Raw genomic sequence first — 19,520 nt, 5'->3', positions numbered from 1 at the left:
TTCGATGATGAAGAGCGCTGAGGTGCTGGTTGACGTGCGGGGGCTGGTGAAGGAGTATGGCGCGGGGCTGCGCGTGGTGGACGACGTATCGTTCACGATCCAGCGGGGAGAGACGCTGGGGCTGGTGGGGGAGTCAGGGTCAGGAAAGAGTACGGTTGCCCGGATGCTGCTGCGCCTGATTGAGCCTACGGCAGGCGCAGTGGAATATGACGGGCGCGATCTGCTGGCGGCAAATGCGGGCGAACTACGGACGTTGCGGCGGCGAATGCAGATCGTGTTTCAGGATCCCTACGCAGCCTTGAATCCGCGCATGACGGTGAAGGAGATCCTGGCAGAGCCGTTTGCGATCCACGGAGAAGCTTACGGAAAGAATCGGCTCGCCGAGATGCTGGCCGAGGTGGGACTGGAGACCGGCGCCCTTGGGCGATATCCGCATGAGTTTAGCGGAGGGCAGCGGCAAAGGATCAATATTGCGCGCGCGCTGGCGCTGCGGCCGGAGTTTGTAGTGCTGGATGAGCCCGTGAGCGCGCTGGACGTAAGCGTGGGAGCACAGGTGGTGAACCTGCTGCGCGATCTGCAGAGAAAGTACGGCCTTACGTACCTCTTTATCTCGCATTCAATGCCACTGGTACGGTATCTGTGCGACCGCGTGGCGGTTATGCAGAAGGGACAGCTGGTGGAACTGGGCGGGGCCCAACAGATCTGCGACTCGCCCACAGAGGCCTATACCCGCGAGTTGATTGGAGCAACCCCGGAGATTTGGCTTCCTTAAGACCGGCTCACCCCAGTCGATACAATGGTAGATGGATGTTCTCCGAATTGAGTTCGCACTGGCCCTATATTCGATTGGTCGCTGCCTCGCTCGTCGCAGGGGTGATGAATGCGATGGCGGGGGGCGGATCGTTTCTCTCCTTTCCTGCCATGCTTGGGATAGGTGTGCTTCCTATTCAGGCGAATGCGACGAATACCGTCGCGTTATGGCCGGGACAGTTAACTTCTGTAGCAGCTCTGCGTAACGATTTAAGGCGAGATCTGCTTCCTGTGGTTTGCGGAGCCTCTGTTCTCGGTGGCGTAAGCGGCGCGGTCGTCCTTTTGCACACGCGCCAGGTTACCTTCCTGCGGTTGGTGCCGTGGCTGCTGCTGACCGCTTCCCTACTGTTCGGTCTGAGCGGGCCGGTATCGCGATGGCTCCGGCGACGGTCCACGGTTCCGCATGCGGAGAGAAAGATTGCGCCGCTGCCACTGCTGCTTGCGCTGTTTCCGGTGTGCTTCTACATCGGCTATTTCGGGGCAGGTGCCGGATTCCTGATTATGACGGCACTGGCCTTGTTCGGCGTGGAAGAGATGCATGCGCTGAACTCCCTCAAGGTGCTGGCCGCATGTCTTTCGAATCTCTGCGCCGTATTGACGTTTGTCGCGACCGGAGCCGTGGTGTGGCGCTACTGCGTCGTCTCCATGCTGTTTGCAGGCGCAGGGGGCTATGTAGGGGCGCAGTACGCGCGAAAGATGAATGCAGGCGTGCTCAGAGCAATCGTCGTGGTGACAGGCTGTACGATGGCCGCGTACTTCTTCTGGAGGAACGGGTGAAACGATGGACGGCATGGACGGTTCAGCAGGCAAGATGGACGGAATAAGAAGGTGAAGCATGAGTCATGAAGGAATCAGGTTTGTGAACGCGGAACAGGCCGCGCGCGAGGCAGCGATGGAGCAGAAGCTGCCGGCGGACGCGGTGACTCCGGCCAAGGTGCGGGTGCACAAGACAGAAGGCACTGGAGTCGAGATTGAATGGAAGGATGGGCACACCAGCGAGTGGAACTTCGCGTGGTTGAGACTTGCCTGTCCCTGTGCAACCTGCCACGAGGAGCGCGAACAGTCCGGGCGAAAGCCGGGCGAGGCGAAGCCGAAACCGCAGACACTGCTGCCGATGTATGAGGCTCCGGTGAGGCCGACCGAGGTGACTCCGGTGGGCAAGTATGCGATGAAATTTAAATGGAGCGATGGCCACGAGAGCGGAATCTATTCGTGGGAGTACCTGCGACGTGTGTGTCAGTGCGAAGCCTGCAGAATACATGCCTGAGGACTCGCTCTTGAGTTCTTATTTTCGAGGTATCCGCTGTTTGATTAAGTCTTAAGTGCTACGAGCTTCTGGAGTCGCGGAGTACGTGCGACTTCGGCAAGCGTGTACCGGTCCAGTGTGTCGAGGAAAGCGGCGTAGGCGCTGTCGAGAGCCCCTTTGAGGAGACACGCTCCGGCGAGCGGGCAGGGCTGTGTGACGCAATCGATCACAGCGTCGGAAGGCTCGGTGATGCGGAGGATCTCGCCAAGCCGGATGGATTCGGCGGAACGGGCGAGGCGAAGACCGCCGCCGGCGCCCTTCGTAGTAATGAGGAATCCCTGTTGCCCAAGCTGGTATGCGACCTTGACGAGGTGAGCGTAAGGAACGTTGAAGAGAGTGGCCACCTCCCGGACCGTGACCGTGGCCTGCATGGGTTCGGCACGACTGCCGAGGTACATCAGAAGGCGCAGGGCAAGGTCCGAGAAGCGGGTGATATTCATGGGTACGGATACTCCTTCTGCTACGCCCGAGCGATCTCGGTCGCGAAGGAGGGATCGGGGGCGAAAGCTTCACTATAACGACAGTCCAAGGGGATGTTAAGCGAGTCGAGAAGGTTGTCGACGGCGTTCATAAACCCGACGGGCCCGCAGTAGTAGAAGTCCGCCGGCTGTTGCGGCAGATGGGGAAGAAGGGTCTCGGCAGAGATGCGACCGGCGTTGTCGTAGTCGATGCCGGAACGATCCGTGGAGGAGGGCTTCTCATAGAAGGTCAGCGTACGGAGATGAGAGCGCGTCCCGGTCAACGTTCGAACCTCATCGCGGAAGGCATGATGACTTCCCTGCATGGTGGCGTGGACGAAGAGAACGGGGCGATGCGGCGCATGGAGAGCAAGGTGATGCAGCATGGAGATGGCCGGGGTAACGCCGACGCCTCCGCTGAGAAGCACAACAGGCCGATCGCTGTCGCGGAGAACGAAGTCTCCCTGCGGAACGTGCGCGTGGATGGTGTCTCCCTCCTGAACGTCGTCGTGAAGATGATTGGAGATGAGACCGTTGTTGGCCGCGGCGATGTGTGCGGGAGCAAGCTCACGCTTGACGCTGATGCGGTAGGTGCGTCCATCACTGATGCCGGAGAGGCTGTATTGACGGATCTGCTGGAAGGGAGCATCGGCCACATGCGCGCGCACGGCGAGGTACTGGCCGGGAAGAAACGGGGGAAGAGGCTGCTCGGTCTGCGAAGCAAGGTGGAATGATGTGATGGTCTCACTCTCCGGGACTTTGCGAACGACGGTGAGTGGCTGATAACCGGCCCATCCTCCGGGCTGTGAACGGCCATCGGCATAAAGCTTCTGCTCGTGGCCGGTCATGATGGTGGCCAGCTGCTGATAAGCGGCTTCCCAGGCGTCGAGGATCTCGGGGGTCGCGGCCTCTCCGAGGACGGAATGGATGGCGCGAAGCAGATGATCGCCGACGATGGGGTAGTGCTCGGGCTGCACTTCGAGGCTGGCGTGCTTGTGCCCGATGCGGCTGACCATTCCTCCTAATTGATCCATCTTGTCGATGTGAGAAGCGTAGGCGAGGATGGACGCGGCGAGACTGCGGGCCTGGCCGCCATTTTGCTGATTGGCAGGATTGAAGGCATTGAGCAGAGCGGGATGCTCTTCAAAGAGCGTCTTGTAGAAGACGCCGGTAATGGCTTCTCCATGTCGCTGAAGCGCGGGAATAGTTGCTTTGACGATGTCCTTCTGCTGTTGCAGCATGCTTCCTCCGGGAAATATGTATTTTAAATACATATTTACGGACCTGCCCGATTAACACAAGAAATGCGCGGTAATCGATCTTGTCTAGGGACTGTGAGGTCAGAGATTCAACAGGGCGAGAGCATCTTCGACATTATTGGCGACGAGGAGGAGCTCACGCGCCCGCGGCTTGAGGACACCCTCTGTGGCACAGTGATCGAGAAAGCCCAGCAGCTTGTCATAGAAGCCATTGATGTTGATCAGTACGGTCGGCTTCTGGTGCAGGCGCAGATACTGCCAGGTGAGTACCTCGAACATCTCCTCGAGGGTTCCGAAGCCGCCGGGCAGGATGAGGAAGGCATCGGCGAGCTCGGCCATCTTGGCCTTGCGAGTGTGCATGGTCGTGGTGATGTGCAATTCGGTCAGGCCGCGATGAGCGACCTCGGTATCGACGAGCACTTCGGGGATGACGCCAACGACACGGCCCTGGCAGGCAAGACAGGATTCCGCAACCGCCTTCATGAGGCCAACGTTGGCTCCGCCGTAGATGACGCCGATGTTCTGTTCGGCGAGGGCGCGGCCGAGTGCGATGGCAGATTGAAGGTACAGGGGGTTCGCACCGTCGGAGGAGGCGCAGAAGATGGCTGCATTGCGGATCACACCTTGAGAATATCAAGGCTTACAAAATGGCAGTATGAAATTTGAAAGGGATGGGTTGAATTGCGGCCCTTGAGGCGATGTCCTGATCAGGACGCCGCCTCAAAGGCCGGGTTGCTATTGTTTTCGATGTTATTTGATGTGAATGATTGCGCCATTCAGCGAGCTGGTGACCTCAGCGATGAGCGAGCCGGCCTCGTGCGTTGAGGTTGCGGTGGTAGAGACGATGCGGGTTCCTGGAGTGAGATTCACAACCGTAGGCTTGCCCGCTTCGAGCTTGATGACTTCTTCACCAGCTTTTAATTCAATGGGAGACCCGGAGTCATTCATGAAGGTGAGCTTGATGGTCTTCGTTTTTCCGAACATCGCTTGAACAGGCGAATGCACGCTGGTTGCGGCATAGACAGCGGGCGATGCGAGCAGAGAAGACGCGACGACGACAGTAGCTGCAACAAATTTACGGTAGTTCATTTTATAGCTCCCGGTTTTTTACGTTAAGAACGATGGGCTTGCTGCCATGGTTCAGAAGCCCTTCGTATGTCTATACGCATTGGACTCACAGAAGTTCCGTTAGATTTGGCTAAGTGACGAAGCGTGTGGAAATGGTGACGGAAAGCTTGTGCAAGGTGTGAATGTCTCGGGAAGGTTAAAATTGAATGTGGAGCGTGTACCAGATTGAGTCGTCTTTTAGAGAATATGAATCCTCAGCAGCAAGAGGGGATTCGCACGGTGGATGGTCCTGTGCTGCTGCTTGCGGGTGCGGGCAGCGGCAAGACAAGAGTGGTCACGCACCGAATCGCCTATTTAATTGAAGAGCGCGGCGTGCCTGCCGATGGCATCCTCGCGGTGACCTTCACCAATAAAGCCGCCAAAGAGATGGCCGAGCGAGTGGACAAGATCCTTGGCCACTCGTCGCTGGCAAAGCCGACGCTTGCGACTTTCCACAGCTTCTGCGTTCGCGTGCTGCGGCGCGACATCGAGGCTCTGCGCGTGAATGGCGTTGGGTTGACGAAGACCTTCGCGATCTATGACGAGCAGGACCAGCAGGCAGTAGTGAAGACCGCGCTGAAGCGGCTCGGCATCGACGACAAGAGCCTGAAGCCACGTGTGGCGCTTGGAAGAATCAGTTGGGCAAAGAACCACATGATCGATCCGCAGGAGTATTTCCTTGCCTCGACCAACCCCATCGAGGAAAAGATCGCGCACATCTTCGAGATCTACCGCAAGGAACTGGCGAAGGCGAATGCGATGGACTTCGACGATCTTCTGCTGGAGACGGTGCGGTTGCTGAAGTCTTCTTCCGAGGTACGCGAGCGCTACAACCGGCGCTATCGCTACGTCATGATCGACGAGTATCAGGACACGAACCGTCCCCAGTATGAGCTGATGAAGCTGCTGGCAGGGCCGGAGAAGAATATCTGCGTGGTGGGCGATGAGGACCAGTCGATCTATAGCTGGCGCGGCGCAGACATCAAGAACATCCTGGACTTTGAAAAAGACTTTCCGAACGCGAAGACGATTCGGCTGGAGCAGAACTACCGCTCTACTCAGGTGATCCTTGAGGGCGCAAGCGCTGTGGTCGCGCAGAACACCCAGCGCAAGGGGAAGAATCTGTGGACCTCGCGCGACGGCGGCTCACTGATTGGGTACTACGAGGCTCCCGATGGCGAGAACGAGGCGCTGTTTATCGCAGATCGGATTCAGCGGTATTTGCGCGAGGCGGGTCAACAAGAAGACGAGCCGCGATGCGCGGTGCTGTATCGGACGAACTCTCAGTCGCGACTGGTGGAAGAGGCGCTGCGGCGCTACCAGATTCAGTACCACATGGTGGGCGGTTTCAGCTTCTATGACCGTTCCGAAGTGAAGGACCTGCTGAGCTACCTGAAGCTGGTGCAGAATCCGCATGATTCCGTCGCGCTTCAGCGCGTGGTGAACTCGCCTGCGCGCGGCATCGGCAAGACAACGATGGAGACGCTGGAGCGGATGGCGTTGAGCACGGGGCTAAGCACGTGGGATGCAATCGCTCGGGCGGTAGAGGAACGGCTGCTGCCGCAGCGAACGCTGAACGCGCTGGAGGGATTTCGCAGGCTGATCGAAGATGCGCGCGCGATGCTGGGGCCGGGTTTCGCGGAGAAGCTGGCGGAGGATGTGCAGGGAGATGAAGGCGGCGATGTGTCGTTTGACGTCTCGGAGCTCGCGGCAGAACAGGAAGAAGATATACCTGAGATTTCGGAGCCGGAGGAGGATGAGGGGGACGGCGAAGAGTTTGACACCAGCTTCAATTTCGCCTTCGACTTTGGACCGAGTGAAGAGATCTCGACGATCGCGGCGGAGAACGCCAGGGATTCAGATGAGCGGCATGGGATCGATTCTGCGAGCTTCAATCCGTTTGCTCCCGTGGTGTTGAAGGAAGGTCGGGGCGGCAAACCCACCTTGGCGGCAGAAAGCCGCCGCGAAGATGGGGCACCCGGAAAGAACGCAGATTCTTCGACTCCGTTGCGCTCCGCTCAGGATGACACTCCTTTTTCCAGCTCAGGAAGAGAGCGCCCGGCATTTCGCTCTCCCGGGGACAAGGCGACTTTGCCTGAGCTGATCAAGTTTTTGAACGACCGGAGCGGATATATTCGTGCGCTCGAAGACGAAGGGACCCCGGAGAGCTTTTCGAGGATCGAGAACCTGAAAGAACTCGCCAACGCCGCTCAGGACGCCGAGGAGCGTGGCGAAACCCTGGATGAGTTTCTGGATCACGCGGCGCTGTCGAGCGACGCCGATCAGTACTCGGCTGAGGCGAAGGTGACGCTGATGACCCTGCATGCGGCCAAAGGACTGGAGTTTCCCCTCGTGTTCCTCTCGGGCATGGAGGAGGGACTGTTTCCGAACGCGCGTACGATGATGGATCCGGCGGGGATGGAGGAAGAGCGACGGCTGTGCTACGTAGGGATGACTCGGGCGATGGATACCCTGGTGATGACGCGGGCGCGGTATCGGCGGCGCTACGGCAATGATTCCCCGGAAGCGAGCGTAGCGTCACGGTTTCTGGAGGAGGTCCCGTCGCGGCTGGTGGAAGACCTGGGAAGCCCTCCGGCAAGGCCACAGTTCAGCGGAGACTACAGCGGGCTGTATTCGACGCCCTATCCGAAGGCGAACCGGTTCCGTGGCGGGCAGGAGGAAGGCGAGCGCCATTGGAGCTATGAGGATGAGGACCAGAGCGGCGGTCATGAGGGATCGCGCGCCAGTCGGCCAGGGGGTTCTGGGCGGGGAATAACCGGTGGTTCGGGGTCGCTGGACAATATAGCCAGCTTCTTTGCAGGGCGGGGACAGAGGCCCGGAGGGAAACCTGAAGCCAGGCCAGGCCGTTCAAAACTGGACATTCCAGAGCCAACGGGCAAGACCGGGCTGAAACAGGGGACACGGGTGCGTCACCCGAAGTATGGCGAAGGAACGGTGTTTCGTCGCGAAGGAGATGGGGATGACGCCAAGATTACAGTACAATTTCAACAGCATGGCGTGAAGAAGCTGGTGGAGAAGTTTGCCCAGCTGGAGCGCCTCTAAAGTTTCGTTTCCTTGAAACTACCCTTAAAGAGAGATTGGCAAGAGACTGATGGCAAATACCAAGAGCATTACAGACAAGGCAGAACGCAAGCAGGTAAAGCGGGCGGCACGCAAGAAGGCAGCTCCGAAGGCAAAGCGGACGACACCTCGCGGTTCGAACAAGGCGAAGGTCCGCAAGCTCGCGCGCGGCGCGTCGAAGCGCTAGTTCCATCCACGAAGCCTTCCGGGCTGGCTGCATTTCTGAATGCGGTTCAGCCTGGAAGGTAGCTCCTCCCCGATGAGTTTAAAGGTTGAATGGTGTAACTCGGGTGAGTCCGGGACGACTCTGCCGGACAATTCTGTTTGAGGAGCAGGGTGCTGGCCAGGCAAATCTTTAAAACCAAATCGATCGACAAGCTGATCTCGGAATCGGAGCGGCCGGAGCACGCGTTGAAGAAGACGCTGGGTCCGGTAAGCCTGACGGCGCTGGGAATCGGAGCAGTGATCGGGTCCGGCATCTTCACGGTGATCGGCACGGCGATCGGGGGAAACCCGGCTTCCGAGGTCAAACTGGCGGATTCGCCCGTCATCGACCTCATCATCGGGATGCTGCACCACACCAGCGGCGCGGTTGCAGGAAGGCCGGGTGCAGGACCGGCGCTGGCGATCTCGCTAGTGCTGGTGGCGATCGTCTGCGCGCTAACGGGGCTCTGTTATGCCGAGCTCGCAAGCATGATCCCAATTGCGGGATCTGCGTATACCTACACCTACGCAACGCTGGGCGAGCTGGTGGCGTGGGTGATCGGATGGGACCTGATCCTGGAGTATGCCTTCAGCAATATGAGCGTCAGCGTCGGCTTTGCTGCCCATGTCGTCGATCTGCTGGATTGGCTGGGCCTGAGAATCTCTCCGCAATGGCTTTCGCCCGCGTATCTGCCGCTGGGACTGCAGGATCTCCAGGGACACAACATCTACAATCCGGGCTGGCATGCTGGATTTAATATTCCGGCATTTCTGATCGTGCTGCTGCTGACGATTGTGCTGGTTCGCGGGATTCGAGAGTCGGCGCGGACGAACAACATCATGGTGCTGGTGAAGATCCTGGCGATTCTGGTCTTCGTCTTCTTCGGGATCAGCTTCATTCATCCGGGCAACTATGTTCCGTTTTCACCGAACGGCTGGAGCGGGGTCCTGGCGGGCGGTTCCATCATCTTCTTTACCTACATCGGCTTCGATTCTGTCTCCACAGCAAGCGAAGAGTGCAACTGCCCGCAAAAGGATGTCCCAATAGGAATTCTGGCTACCCTGGTGGTTTGCTCGATCCTGTATATCGGTGTTGCAGTCGTCCTTACGGGCATGGTGCCCTGGAGAACGGTGGCGGGAGATGCGGCGCCGGTGGTGAATGCTTTGAAGCGGGTCTCGCTGATGCCAGGCGGTCACAACCTGCACTGGGTAAGGCTGGCGGTTCTATTGGGCGCAATCGTCGGGATGATCTCGTCGATCCTCGTCTTCCAGCTCGGGCAGGCTCGCGTGTGGTTCGCGATGTCCCGCGATGGGCTGCTGCCGAAGGCGTTCAGCAGGGTGCACCCACGGTTCAGGACACCGGCGTTTGCAACCTGGGTTGCGGGATTTCTAGTGGCAATTCCAGCGGGCTTGTTCGATGTAGGAACCTTCGCGGAGATGTCGAATATCGGGACTCTGTTCGCCTTTGTTCTGGTCTCCATCGGCGTCCTCGTGCTGCGCGCGCGACAACCGGAGAGGCACCGTGGATTCAGGGTGCCGTTTGGGCCGGTCATTCCGGTCCTGAGCGTGGCTTTCTGCGTTCTATTGATGGCGGGACTGCCGGTGAAGACGTGGCTGCGGTTCTTCGTGTGGCTGATCGTAGGTCTAATAGTTTATGTGCTCTACAGCCGAAAGCGAAGTGAGTTTTACTCGCCCGAAGCCTAAGATAGAGAGATGGCTCGAAAGCTGGCAAAGCAGAACTTTGAGATCGACATTGTGGAATGGTTACGCGGTCTGCCGAAGGCGGAGCTGCATCTTCATCTAGAAGGCACCATCAAGCCAGAGACCCTTGTGGAGCTGAGCAAACGCCATGACGAAGAGCCCCTGACGCTCAAAGGCGCACGCGCTCTTTACGAGTATGAGAACTTTCTCGGGTTCCTGATGTCGTTCAAGGCGGTGACGGAACGACTGAAGGCGCCGGCAGACTACGAACTGATTACGTACAACATGATTCGAGAACTCGCCAGCCAGGGCGTAGTCCACGCAGAGGTGTATGTCTCTTTCGGGATCATCTACTACTGGAAGAAGGCCGAGGTAGAACCCTACGTCGAGGCGATCGAGCGCGGACGCGAACGCGGTGAGAGAGACTTCGGAACGACCGTGCTGTGGATCGTCGATGCAGTTCGCCACTTCGGCGTGGAAGAGGGCGCGCGAGTCTTTCGCAAGGCCGCGGAGCTGCGGGAGAAGTATCCGAGTATCGTCGGCATCGGGATTGGGGGCGACGAAGCTCGTGGACCCGCCGATCAATTTCGTGAGCTCTACAAACAGGCCGGGGCTGCGGGCCTACGGCTGACGGCGCACGCAGGTGAGTCCGTCGGGCCGGAAAGCATCTGGTCCGCCATCAATATCGGCGCTGAGCGCATTGGGCATGCGCTGACCGCTCAGCACGATGCCGAATTGATCGAAGTGCTGGCGCGGAAGCAGATCCCGCTGGAGATCAACATCACCAGCAACATACAAACGGGGTGTTGCAAATGCTTCGAAGAACATCCTGTGCGGGAGTATTTCGACTCGGGCCTGATGATTACGCTGAACTCGGACGATCCGCCGATGTTCGGGAGCGATCTTCTGGGCGAGTACATCCTGGCGCAGGAAAAGTATGGTTTCAGCATGGAGCAGATGCGCGAGCTTGCGGCGAACGCCGTGGAGGCGAGCTTCCTTGATCCGACAAGAAAGCTCGCGCTGCTGCAGCGAGTAGAACAGTACGGATGAAATCGCCTCGTGAAGAAAGATCGTGGGCTGCGCAGGCGCAATACAGGATTCTTCGCCTTCGGCTCAGAATGACGACAAGAGAGAGCAATGAAGCGCAGGGAGATCCGATCGCACAGAACCTCCCTGCCTCCGGATAAATCGGGTTACGCAGCCGACTCTGCCACCTGCCGGTGAAGATCCTCGAGCTTCGAGTAGTAAGGCACACAGACGAGGCTGATCGCGCACTGCTTGAATACTGGATTGATCTCCGGCCCGATCCAGCTGTTATGCACCGCGCCATACTGGCTGAGAACCAACATATCCGCACCGCTACGGCGAATGAGCCGGGGCAGCTCCCGGGACATCCTTCCCTGCGCAACGTGCACCTCGACATCGCAATCGAGGTCGAGCGTATCGGCCATGTCCCGAAGCCATGCATCGGCACTCTCTTCTCCCATGGGCGCAGCTGACAGCAGAGGCTTCAGGAGCGAGCCTTCATTGATTTCATCGACCACGTGCAGCAGGTGCAGCGTACCGCCTGTCTCCGAAGCATACTGGGCCGCCTGTCGCAGGTGAGAGGTTCCCTCTTCGGGATCGCCCAGCCACACTCCTATATGACGATCCGCAGAGGGTGAGCTGTCGCCGACGTTGATCTTTCCAAGCGTCCATATCGGAACCGAGAGTCGCTTGATGAGCCGCGCGCGCAACGAGCGATGCCAGGGACGCCACAGTCCTGTGAGATCGCTGGGAGGGAGCATCAGCAGCACATTCGGTCGCCGCTCGCAGTAAGCGGCGATCCCCTCGGTGGGGTCGCCGCTTACAAGGACCCGGTCGCAGTGCTGATAATTGTCCGCTTCCGCGAAGAAAGACCTGAGGAGTGCCTCGGCCTCGCGGTACAGCGTCTTCTTCGAGTCATAGACATGAAGTATGGTCAGCTTTGCGCCCAGCGTGTCCACCCACTGGGCCACCGTCGGAATGACAGCATGGCTTGAATCGGAAAAGTCCGTGGCGAATACGATCTCTGTTGCTTTTTGCAGCATAAGTGCTCCTTTCCGGGGCAAAAATATTTCCTAAAATACGAAGCCATCCACAGGCAGGACGTCAGAGACAGGCCGCAACCGACGATGCTTTGTGCTTCCCTGCCATCCACGCTCGCGGTTAATCTCTTCCATCTGCTCACGAAGATTGAGTTCGATCGTGCGTGACAGAGCAGTCATCGGTATGTCATGAATGGTGTTCTCGAACGGGTTCGATATCTCACGGCTCATGAGGTCTGCCGCTATAAAGGTGAAACTGATCAACACACTCGCAATGGGTGTCATCAGTCCGAGATCCTCCACCAGGACTAAAGGCAACAACCAGCAGAATGCATTGACGAGAACGCTAGGCAAATAGTCAAACTGACGGGGCAGCGGTGTATTTTTAATGCGCTCGCAGGCACCCTGGACATTCGTTAATACTGTGAGGTTTTCATTGATTGCGGCCCAGCGAAAGCTGTCGAGCATGCCTTCATTGCGAGCCTGTCGGAGGAGGCTTCCCATTCTCAAGACAAGTCCCGCGGGAAGATTCTTATAGACACTCAACTCACGTGCAACGCTTTCTCCGAGAAATGTTTGGACTTCAGGGAGCGCGGTCTGTTTACGCAGGTGGCAACGCAGCGCATGAGTGAAGGTAATGTGATGGAGAACCAAGTTGTTTCTGAGGGGAATACGATGTGTATCCTCCGTTTCATCATCGAGCATGGTGAGAAATTGCACGGCAAGCGCACGAGAGGTATTGACCAGTTGTCCCCAAAGCTGGCGAGCCTCCCACCATCGACCGTACGCAGCGTTAGTGCGAAAGGCGAGAAAGATGGTCAGTGCCGAGGCCAGAGGAGCGACAGGAAGCCCATTTAACGAGATCCACTTGTGATGCAACACGGAATAGACGATGGCGACCGTGCAATCAAAGATAAGCAGGACAAGAAGCCGTTTCCACGCCTGGGGCCAGATTCTGTTTAGCGGTAGTCGGTCTCGAACAATCATTCAGCGGGCTCCAATAGTCTGATTAGACTGCGAGCCGCATGTGGGAACGTGCTATCTTCCAGCCGGTCTTTGGGTGCTGCCGCAGGATGGAGCCTAGCCTATCTTTTGGTTATTCCCCTCCCATCCTTTCACCAGACCGCGTCTAATAGTTGCGTGAACACCTTCTACCGACGTTTCGTTCGAATGCGTATTGCCGATGGTCGAGGTCAGATTCTCCTGATCGCGTCGGGGCTGGTGTTAGTCCTCGTCCTGCTGGAGTGGTATTTCGACTTCGACTTCTCGCTGGGGATTCTTTACATCTTTCCGGTCATGATCGCCGCGTCCATTCTGACGCGATGGCAGATCGTGATCGCGGCTGCCTTTTGCGCCTACACGCGCGGCCTGTTTACAGCGGATGAGACGCACCTGGAGCATCTCCTGCGCTTTTGTATGGCCACCATTGCCTATACCGGCTGCGGTTTGTGGATCTATCAAATCGCCGATTCGCGTCGCGTGGTGTTGAAGCATTACTCGCGGCTGCGCTATGAGCAGAACATGCGGCGACACGCACAGGAGCAGCTAAGGCTGTTGGCCGAGAGCAGTCCCGCGGCAATTCTTACGATGGACGGCAATGGGACAATCGTCGCTGCCAACCGGGCGGCGGGGACCATGCTGCAAATGGAACAAGCTTTGCCCGGGCAGGAGATTCGCAAATTCATGCCGCTGTTTCATGAGGCATTGAAGCTGCCCTCGGGAATCGGGAATATCAGCACATCCGCAAGCGCATGGGCGCGCCGCAAGGACGGAACTCTGGTTCCGACGACGACATGGTTTTCCATCTATGAGGAAGGAAACAAGCGCTATCTGGCTGCCATTGTCGTGGATATATCGAACGAAGTGCGAGAGCGGGAGCACGCGCAATACGAGCAGATCGTCAGCCACGACAGGATTCTGGCAAGCGCCGTCTCCCATGAGATACGAAACCTCTGCTCCGCCATCTTCGTCGTCGCTTCCAATATGGAGAGGAGCAGCGCCATCGCCCGGGATCCAGACTTTGCCGCGCTGAAGAATCTGGCGACGGGGTTAAGGGATCTCGCTTCGGTCGATCTGCGCAAGAAAACCCGCGTGAAGCTTTCCCCCGTTCGATTGCAGGAGATCGCCCCGGATGTGAACGTCATTATCGGACAGGACTGGATGGAGATTGGAGGCGAATTCGAATGGCGTATCCCTGAAGATCTCCCTGCTGTTCGCGCAAACCGTCAGGGTTTGATCCAGACGCTCCTCAATCTCTCCCAGAACTCGCTCCGTGCGGTCAATGGCTCCTCGCAGCCCAGGTTCACCATCGAAACCTCGATCGAGGAAGGGCGGGTCTTTCTGCGAGTCTGCGATACCGGACCTGGCATGAGGACGACCGAGCACCTGTTTCAGCCGTTTCGACCGGAGTCCGACGGCTCGGGACTGGGACTTTATGTCTCCCGCGCGCTGATTGAGAGCTTCGGAGGCGCGCTTCGCTTTGAGCCCACCGACGCCGGCTGCTGCTTTGTCATCACCCTGCTCGCCGCGCATAATGAAGATCAGCCGACGGAACTCGACCCGGCAGAGACAGAACAGGAGCACGCATGAATTCAACGATGACGAGCGCCATTCGAATCTATCTGCTCGATGACCATATGTTGTTTCGCGAGGGCCTGCGACGGCTCCTGGATTCGGATGAGCGTTTCCTGATCGCTGGTCATAGCGGCGATTCTGAACTGGCGCTGGCAGAGTTGCAGAAGACAGAGGTAGATGTCCTGGTCCTGGACTACGATCTCGGCAAAGAGAATGCGCTCGCACTTCTGGAGCCGCTCCGCGCCATGAACTTTCCGGGAAAAGTTCTGATCGTTACAGCTGGATTGCCCGACAAGGACGCGCTCACCCTGATCAAGGCCGGCATCTCCGGAATCTTCCACAAGCAGGAGTCGCCGGAAGAGTTGCAGCGTGCGATTGTTGAGGTAGCGCAGGGACGTGTGCTGATCGACCAGCAGTATCTTCAGGCTGTGGTTGCCGCTGCACAGCCGCAGGAATCGATCCGCTTTACCGAACGGGAACGTATCACGCTGCGATATCTGTTGCAGGGTCTCGCCAACAAGGAGATCGCCGGAAACCTGAACATCTCGGAGAGCGCGGTGAAAGCCACCTTGCAGCAGCTCTTCTCAAAGACAGGTGTGCGAACGCGATCGCAACTGGTTCTGCTGGCAATCGAGAAGTATCGGGATCAGCTTTGAAGCCTACGGCGTAGGCCGCGGAGCGAAGTAGCCTTTGCTGGCACGAACCTTGTAGCGCGGATCGAGAGCCTGAAGATAGATAGTGCGGAATGCACCGTCCTGCTTGAAGTCCGCTGGACGATAAACCAGCGAGTATTGGCTGCGCAGCTCTTCCTGGATATTCCTGAAGCCTGTAGCCACATCCTCAATCTTCACGGGGAAAAACGCCATGCCTCCGGTAGCTTCGGAGATGGTGCGAAGAACATCGTCGCCCTTGTCTTTACTTGGGCTCACGTTGGTGCTGATCGTGTAGACGATGGTCTCGGCGCGCTGACACATCTTGATGGCATCGGATTGCTGGGCGCGGCTGTAATTGTCGTCGCCGTCGGAGACGACGATAAGGGCTCGTCGCACCGCTTCATCCGGCTGAAGCGTCAGCATCTGATCGCGGCAGGTCTTGTACAGCGCATCATAGAGCGCGGTGCCACCGCCCGGACGCAGCTTGCGGATACCCTGGTTCAGCAGATCGATGTTGTTGGTGAAACCCTGGGCCATGTCGCTCTGGATATCGAAGCCCTGGACGAAGGCACGATCATTGCGATGCAGGATCTGCAGAAGAAACTCGATAGCGGAGTCCTGCTCGAACTGGAAGCGCTGGCGAATGGAGCTCGAAGTATCGAGCATGATGCCGACCCGAAGAGGCAGGTTGGTCTGCTGGCTGAAGCGGAGCACGGCAACCGGAGGACGGCCATCGTCGAGCAGGCCAAAGTTCTGCCGCTGCAGGCCGGTGATAAAGCGACCCTTTTTATCCGTAACCGTAAAGATCAGGTTGACCTCATTAACCTGCACCTTGATGGTCGTGATGGGCTCACCGGTTTCCCTAGGCTGATCGGCCGGAGGCGGACTCGCGGGTTGCTGCTGCGATGCAGCAGGAGTTGTCTGCTGAGCAGGAGCGGGTGCCGATGGAGCTGGCGTGGTTTGAGGAGCAGGAGCAGCGGATGTTGCTGGAGTCTGAGCGGGTGATTTCGGAGTCGCGCTCGGCGCGGGGGGAAGGTTCTGGGCCGAAGGCGCCGCCGAGGTCTGCGCGCAGAGAGGCACTGCGATGAATGCGGCAGAGAGGGAGAGAGCAGTCAGGAGCCGGAAAATACAGTTCATTCGTGTCGGGACGGTCACTGAAATCATTCTACTCAAAACTGGCCGCTAATCGGCGCGAAGAACGGCTAGCAGGCTCTCCAGTTGTTGTGGAAGAGGAGACTCCATCGCCAACATCTTACCGCTTTTGGGATGTTGGAAGACGAGACGCGCGGCGTGCAGAAAGTTACGGTCGAGAGAAAGGGTATCCGGCTGTCGGCCAAAGTGATGGGGAGCGCCGTAGAGGGTGTCGCCGACGACGGGATACCCGAGAGCCTGCAAATGCACTCGAATCTGGTGTGTGCGCCCGGTTTCGATGCTCACTTCGACCAAAGTGAACTGGCCGTACCGCGCGGATTGAATCCGCTGAAGCACCTTTACATGAGAGACCGCAGAACGAACCCCTTCACTCTCCAGGGAACGCCGCGTGGTCATACGGGTGCGACGAACCAGATCGCGTCCGATGGGAAGATTGACCGTGGTGTTCTCGCGGGTCACGGCGCCGTGGACAAGCGCCACATAGGTCTTCTCCAACTCGCGAGCCGCGAACATCTCTCCTAATTTGCGATGCGTGCTGTCGTCCTTGGCAACAACGATGATGCCGCTGGTCTGCTTGTCGAGACGATGTACGATGCCGGGGCGCAGATCGCCACCTACATGAGAGAGCTTGTTGAAGTGGTGCAGCAAGGCGTTGACCAGGGTTCCATGATTGCGTTCGTCCTGCTCCTCGCCCGGCGCCGCCACTCCTGCTCCAGCATGGACCATCATCCCTGCTGGCTTGTCGATGACGGCGAGATGATCGTCCTCATACAGAATGGTGAGTGGAATGTCCTCCGGAAAGGCATGAAGCGGAGGCGGGTGAGGAGCGCCCTCGATTTCTACTGACTCGGCGCCCTGGAGTTTGAGCTTCGCTTTGGCGGGTTGTCCGTTGACGCGAACCTGACCGTGGTCGATCAGCATCTGGACACGAGACCGGCTTATGTCCGGGATGGCCTGGGCGAGGTATTGGTCCAGCCGCAGTCCGGCAGCCTCAGGGGCGGCGGTGAACGTGTGCAGACGATCCTCGCCATCGTCCTCCATCTCGAGAATGGGGATGACGGGCGGAGGCGCAGCCTCAACGCCGCGGGTGGCTCGATACTCCGGCTTGACCGTCCGGCGTCGCTGCCCCTTGGGAAGCATGTTTTTAGACGGCATAGGCGATCTCCTTACGCGGCTGCTGCCAGAGAAGTGCCGCAAGCACGATCATACCGAGCGCTAACCACTGAACCGGGTCAAGCAGGTTACCCAGTTTCGTGTCGTAAAACGTAGGCTCGCGGAAGAAACTGAGGAGAAACTGGGCCAGTCCGGTGAGCGCAAGACCGAGGGCTGCGGTGTCGCCTGCATGACGGCGGCGCGGCAGATGGATCAGAAGCACGATGGTCAGGATGACGGCAAGAATGGCAGCGTAGATCCCTACCGGGTGTTCACGCAGGGATGTGCCTGTGACTCGGGCAGCCCAGGGCAGCGTGCTGGGCAGGCCGGGATCGCTGCCCTCGGCAAAGTGCCCCAGAGCCAGAAAGGTCCAGATAAGGGTTGCGCAGGGAGCCCAGGCATCCAAGGTCGCCAGCATTGGGATGGCGCGCGTGCGGAGATAGATGAGCAGGGTGATTGCGGTCAGGAGGAGTCCAGTCGGCGTGAGCGACGGAACCATCAGCAGAAGGATGGGATAGGTGACGAAGGTGTGGAGATTGGTTGCGACCAGGAGGAGGCGGGAGAGGAGGAAGGCCGCGAAGATGGCGAAGAGTCCGGCGTTCCAGACGCGATCGGGGCTCAGCGCGGCGGTGCGTGCGGTACGGACACTGAGCGAGAGTGCGAGCATCAGGCCGATGGCGGCCAGAGCACCGTAGGTTGGGATGGTAAGGAAGCCTAGATGGAGGAGACTGGGATGCATTTGCTAGATTTCAGACCGCAGATCCTTCCACTGCGACGCCTCGAGCGTGTGTTCGCTCGGGATAACACTTTGTTAGAGGTGGTCAAGGCGGCGGTGGAGCTCCATGCAAGGCATGGCGAGCTGCCGAGGTGCAAGAAAACCGACCCACGGGGCCGTGCGCAGATGCGCTGGTGAACCCGTCCTAAGACGGCGGGACCCTGCCGTGGTTCTTTAGGCATTCCGGACTGGCGGACGTTGCACACCGAACCATGTATACGAGCCAGGCCCCTGTTCAATGAATGTTGGTTCAACCAGCGTGGATCGCGCACCTGCTTTGCAGGCCGGTCTCTTGAGTTGGATGCTACCTCTGGGACGGTACCTTTGCAAGTTGACTCGGCAGCGTAGAATATATGGATTTTTCTGCGCTCAGGGGCGTTTGCCTTCGACCAGATCGCGCATGGCGAGGCTGGCTTCGGTACCGAGCCCCTTGAGTCCCTGCTCGACGGAGGCGCGGGTTTGCGCGTTCTGGTTCTGGCTGACCTTCCACTTCCCTTCCAGCCGCTCGATCTTCAGCTCCAGGCCGACGATGCCCCGGGCGATGGCAGTGACGAAGTCTTTGGGAGCATCGGCCACGCTCCACGGAGTTGACCGCGAGGCCTCGTGGGTGTCCGTGAGGGTGTTGAGGTGAGTGAGGAGCCAGTCGGGGTCTTCGATGACCTGGAGCGGACCGTAAGCGTGGACGACGGCGTAGTTCCAGGTGGGGACGACCTTGCCGGTCTCGGCCTTTTCCGGATACCAGACGGGCGTGATGTAGTGCTCCGGACCGGAGAAGATGGCCAGCGCCTGGATCTCCGGCGAGAACTCCTTCCATTGCCGGTTGGCGCGGGAGAGATGGCCGCGCAGAACGGCATGCTCTTCGCCGGTGCGATGGAGGACCATCGGCAGGTGGGTGGCAAAGAGGCCGGAGCTTCCCATAGTGACGAGGGAGGCCAGAGAATGCGCCCGGATGAGACGGTCTATTACGTCGATGCGGGTCTCTTCGTTGTGCTTCGGAATGTACATGGCCTATCGCTTACCCCTCCCCATGGATTTTGTGCAAAGTCTTGATTTTATTCAACTTACGCTGGTACTTGCTCGCTAAAGTCTTCCAAAATCAAGGGTTACGCGTAAAGTGTTCCATTGAAAACGACTTAACTAGAGAACCCCGGAGTTTCTGCTCCGGGGTTCCTTTTCTTCTACTGCCTCTATTCTAGCAGGTGGGCCAGGGTGAATCGGCAAA

General features: G+C 58.5%; 19 protein-coding genes and 1 other RNA gene. 9 read left to right on the top strand and 11 right to left on the bottom strand.

Translation table 11 applies throughout. The features are described 5' to 3' along the window. Nucleotides 1–4: 4 nt before the first annotated feature. Genes AC5S26_RS07540 through AC5S26_RS07530 form a run of 3 tightly spaced genes read left to right on the top strand, consistent with a single transcriptional unit; the run spans nt 5 to nt 2,077 of the window. Nucleotides 5–772 carry an ATP-binding cassette domain-containing protein gene (locus AC5S26_RS07540; protein ID WP_494184231.1) on the top strand — a complete coding sequence of 256 codons (768 nt, stop codon included), beginning with the start codon at nt 5–7 and terminating at the stop codon, nt 770–772. Between the two features lie 47 nt (nt 773–819). Continuing rightward, nucleotides 820–1,587, top strand: coding sequence for a sulfite exporter TauE/SafE family protein (locus AC5S26_RS07535; protein ID WP_494184230.1), 768 nt, complete (start codon nt 820–822; stop codon nt 1,585–1,587). Between the two features lie 58 nt (nt 1,588–1,645). After that, on the top strand, nt 1,646–2,077 hold the full coding sequence (locus AC5S26_RS07530) for a gamma-butyrobetaine hydroxylase family protein (protein WP_494184229.1): 432 nt from the start codon (nt 1,646–1,648) through the stop codon (nt 2,075–2,077). Nucleotides 2,078–2,121: 44 nt separating this feature from the next. Here AC5S26_RS07530 and AC5S26_RS07525 read toward each other — a convergent pair whose 3' ends face one another. The 4 genes from AC5S26_RS07525 to AC5S26_RS07510 form a co-directional block, all read right to left on the bottom strand. Then, nucleotides 2,122–2,556: an RrF2 family transcriptional regulator gene (locus tag AC5S26_RS07525; RefSeq protein WP_494184228.1), complete on the bottom strand. Its 435-nt coding sequence runs from the start codon at nt 2,554–2,556 to the stop codon at nt 2,122–2,124. Nucleotides 2,557–2,576: 20 nt separating this feature from the next. Continuing rightward, complete coding sequence (hmpA, locus tag AC5S26_RS07520; RefSeq protein WP_494184227.1) at nt 2,577–3,815, bottom strand: NO-inducible flavohemoprotein; 1,239 nt, start codon at nt 3,813–3,815, stop codon at nt 2,577–2,579. A 99-nt stretch (nt 3,816–3,914) separates the two neighbouring features. Next, a complete protein-coding gene (locus AC5S26_RS07515) occupies nt 3,915–4,454 on the bottom strand; it encodes an LOG family protein (RefSeq protein ID WP_494184226.1) in 540 nt (179 codons plus the stop codon). A 129-nt stretch (nt 4,455–4,583) separates the two neighbouring features. Further along, nucleotides 4,584–4,922, bottom strand: coding sequence for a hypothetical protein (locus AC5S26_RS07510; protein ID WP_494184225.1), 339 nt, complete (start codon nt 4,920–4,922; stop codon nt 4,584–4,586). Nucleotides 4,923–5,147: 225 nt separating this feature from the next. Here AC5S26_RS07510 and AC5S26_RS07505 point away from each other — a divergent pair, with 225 nt between their 5' ends. The 4 genes from AC5S26_RS07505 (at nt 5,148) to add (ending at nt 10,976) form a co-directional block, all read left to right on the top strand. Continuing rightward, nucleotides 5,148–8,003 (top strand): ATP-dependent helicase, encoded by a 2,856-nt coding sequence (locus AC5S26_RS07505; protein ID WP_494184619.1) that lies wholly within the window; start codon nt 5,148–5,150, stop codon nt 8,001–8,003. A gap of 49 nt (nt 8,004–8,052) precedes the next feature. After that, nucleotides 8,053–8,208, top strand: a complete 156-nt coding sequence (locus tag AC5S26_RS07500; protein WP_494184224.1) for a hypothetical protein — start codon at nt 8,053–8,055, stop codon at nt 8,206–8,208. Nucleotides 8,209–8,357: 149 nt separating this feature from the next. Continuing rightward, nucleotides 8,358–9,929 carry an amino acid permease gene (locus AC5S26_RS07495; RefSeq protein ID WP_494184223.1) on the top strand — a complete coding sequence of 524 codons (1,572 nt, stop codon included), beginning with the start codon at nt 8,358–8,360 and terminating at the stop codon, nt 9,927–9,929. 9 nt (nt 9,930–9,938) lie between these two features. Then, nucleotides 9,939–10,976 (top strand): adenosine deaminase, encoded by a 1,038-nt coding sequence (add, locus tag AC5S26_RS07490; RefSeq protein WP_494184222.1) that lies wholly within the window; start codon nt 9,939–9,941, stop codon nt 10,974–10,976. Between the two features lie 143 nt (nt 10,977–11,119). On the opposite strand, the gene AC5S26_RS07485 is transcribed toward add, so the two are convergent. Both AC5S26_RS07485 and AC5S26_RS07480 read right to left on the bottom strand, forming a co-directional pair. Next, the gene (locus AC5S26_RS07485) at nt 11,120–11,995 is read right to left on the bottom strand and encodes a universal stress protein (RefSeq protein ID WP_494184221.1); all 876 of its coding nucleotides are present in this window, start codon (nt 11,993–11,995) and stop codon (nt 11,120–11,122) included. Nucleotides 11,996–12,025: 30 nt separating this feature from the next. After that, nucleotides 12,026–12,979, bottom strand: coding sequence for a bestrophin family protein (locus AC5S26_RS07480; RefSeq protein WP_494184220.1), 954 nt, complete (start codon nt 12,977–12,979; stop codon nt 12,026–12,028). A gap of 105 nt (nt 12,980–13,084) precedes the next feature. On the opposite strand from AC5S26_RS07480, the gene AC5S26_RS07475 reads away from it, so the two are divergent. Together AC5S26_RS07475 and AC5S26_RS07470 are read left to right on the top strand one after the other, a co-directional pair. After that, entirely contained in the window at nt 13,085–14,581 is a 1,497-nt protein-coding gene (locus AC5S26_RS07475) for a sensor histidine kinase (protein ID WP_494184219.1), read from the top strand. Beyond that, a complete protein-coding gene (locus tag AC5S26_RS07470; protein ID WP_494184218.1) occupies nt 14,578–15,222 on the top strand; it encodes a response regulator in 645 nt (214 codons plus the stop codon). Before AC5S26_RS07475 ends, AC5S26_RS07470 begins: the two co-directional genes overlap by 4 nt. 3 nt (nt 15,223–15,225) lie before the next feature. Here AC5S26_RS07470 and AC5S26_RS07465 read toward each other — a convergent pair whose 3' ends face one another. From AC5S26_RS07465 to AC5S26_RS07445, 5 genes are all read right to left on the bottom strand, one after another. Beyond that, on the bottom strand, nt 15,226–16,356 hold the full coding sequence (locus AC5S26_RS07465) for a VWA domain-containing protein (RefSeq protein WP_494184217.1): 1,131 nt from the start codon (nt 16,354–16,356) through the stop codon (nt 15,226–15,228). 45 nt (nt 16,357–16,401) lie between these two features. Further along, nucleotides 16,402–17,526, bottom strand: a complete 1,125-nt coding sequence (locus AC5S26_RS07460; protein WP_494184216.1) for an RluA family pseudouridine synthase — start codon at nt 17,524–17,526, stop codon at nt 16,402–16,404. Continuing rightward, nucleotides 17,516–18,262, bottom strand: a complete 747-nt coding sequence (locus AC5S26_RS07455) for a prolipoprotein diacylglyceryl transferase (protein ID WP_494184215.1) — start codon at nt 18,260–18,262, stop codon at nt 17,516–17,518. The genes AC5S26_RS07460 and AC5S26_RS07455 overlap by 11 nt, the downstream gene beginning before the upstream one ends. A 137-nt stretch (nt 18,263–18,399) precedes the next feature. Beyond that, nucleotides 18,400–18,587, bottom strand: a non-coding RNA gene (gene ssrS / locus AC5S26_RS07450) — 6S RNA. Nucleotides 18,588–18,667: 80 nt separating this feature from the next. Beyond that, the gene (locus tag AC5S26_RS07445) at nt 18,668–19,303 is read right to left on the bottom strand and encodes an FMN-binding negative transcriptional regulator (protein ID WP_494184214.1); all 636 of its coding nucleotides are present in this window, start codon (nt 19,301–19,303) and stop codon (nt 18,668–18,670) included. Between the last annotated feature and the right edge of the window lie 217 nt (nt 19,304–19,520).

Source organism: Edaphobacter sp. FHG110511_03 (genome assembly GCF_059115365.1).
This window is presented reverse-complemented; position numbering and strand designations above follow the sequence as displayed.

Excerpts from the sequence above, each read along its gene's own strand:
- AC5S26_RS07540 (WP_494184231.1), top strand. The coding sequence starts at position 5 with ATGATGAAGAGCGCTGAGGTGCTGGTTGACGTGCGGGGGCTGGTGAAG.
- AC5S26_RS07530 (WP_494184229.1), top strand. The coding sequence starts at position 1,646 with ATGAGTCATGAAGGAATCAGGTTTGTGAACGCGGAACAGGCCGCGCGC.
- AC5S26_RS07525 (WP_494184228.1), bottom strand. The coding sequence starts at position 2,556 with ATGAATATCACCCGCTTCTCGGACCTTGCCCTGCGCCTTCTGATGTAC.
- hmpA (WP_494184227.1), bottom strand. The coding sequence starts at position 3,815 with ATGCTGCAACAGCAGAAGGACATCGTCAAAGCAACTATTCCCGCGCTT.
- AC5S26_RS07510 (WP_494184225.1), bottom strand. The coding sequence starts at position 4,922 with ATGAACTACCGTAAATTTGTTGCAGCTACTGTCGTCGTCGCGTCTTCT.
- AC5S26_RS07505 (WP_494184619.1), top strand. The coding sequence starts at position 5,148 with ATGAATCCTCAGCAGCAAGAGGGGATTCGCACGGTGGATGGTCCTGTG.
- AC5S26_RS07500 (WP_494184224.1), top strand. The coding sequence starts at position 8,053 with ATGGCAAATACCAAGAGCATTACAGACAAGGCAGAACGCAAGCAGGTA.
- add (WP_494184222.1), top strand. The coding sequence starts at position 9,939 with ATGGCTCGAAAGCTGGCAAAGCAGAACTTTGAGATCGACATTGTGGAA.
- AC5S26_RS07485 (WP_494184221.1), bottom strand. The coding sequence starts at position 11,995 with ATGCTGCAAAAAGCAACAGAGATCGTATTCGCCACGGACTTTTCCGAT.
- AC5S26_RS07480 (WP_494184220.1), bottom strand. The coding sequence starts at position 12,979 with ATGATTGTTCGAGACCGACTACCGCTAAACAGAATCTGGCCCCAGGCG.
- AC5S26_RS07470 (WP_494184218.1), top strand. The coding sequence starts at position 14,578 with ATGAATTCAACGATGACGAGCGCCATTCGAATCTATCTGCTCGATGAC.
- AC5S26_RS07465 (WP_494184217.1), bottom strand. The coding sequence starts at position 16,356 with ATGAACTGTATTTTCCGGCTCCTGACTGCTCTCTCCCTCTCTGCCGCA.
- AC5S26_RS07460 (WP_494184216.1), bottom strand. The coding sequence starts at position 17,526 with ATGCCGTCTAAAAACATGCTTCCCAAGGGGCAGCGACGCCGGACGGTC.
- AC5S26_RS07455 (WP_494184215.1), bottom strand. The coding sequence starts at position 18,262 with ATGCATCCCAGTCTCCTCCATCTAGGCTTCCTTACCATCCCAACCTAC.
- AC5S26_RS07445 (WP_494184214.1), bottom strand. The coding sequence starts at position 19,303 with ATGTACATTCCGAAGCACAACGAAGAGACCCGCATCGACGTAATAGAC.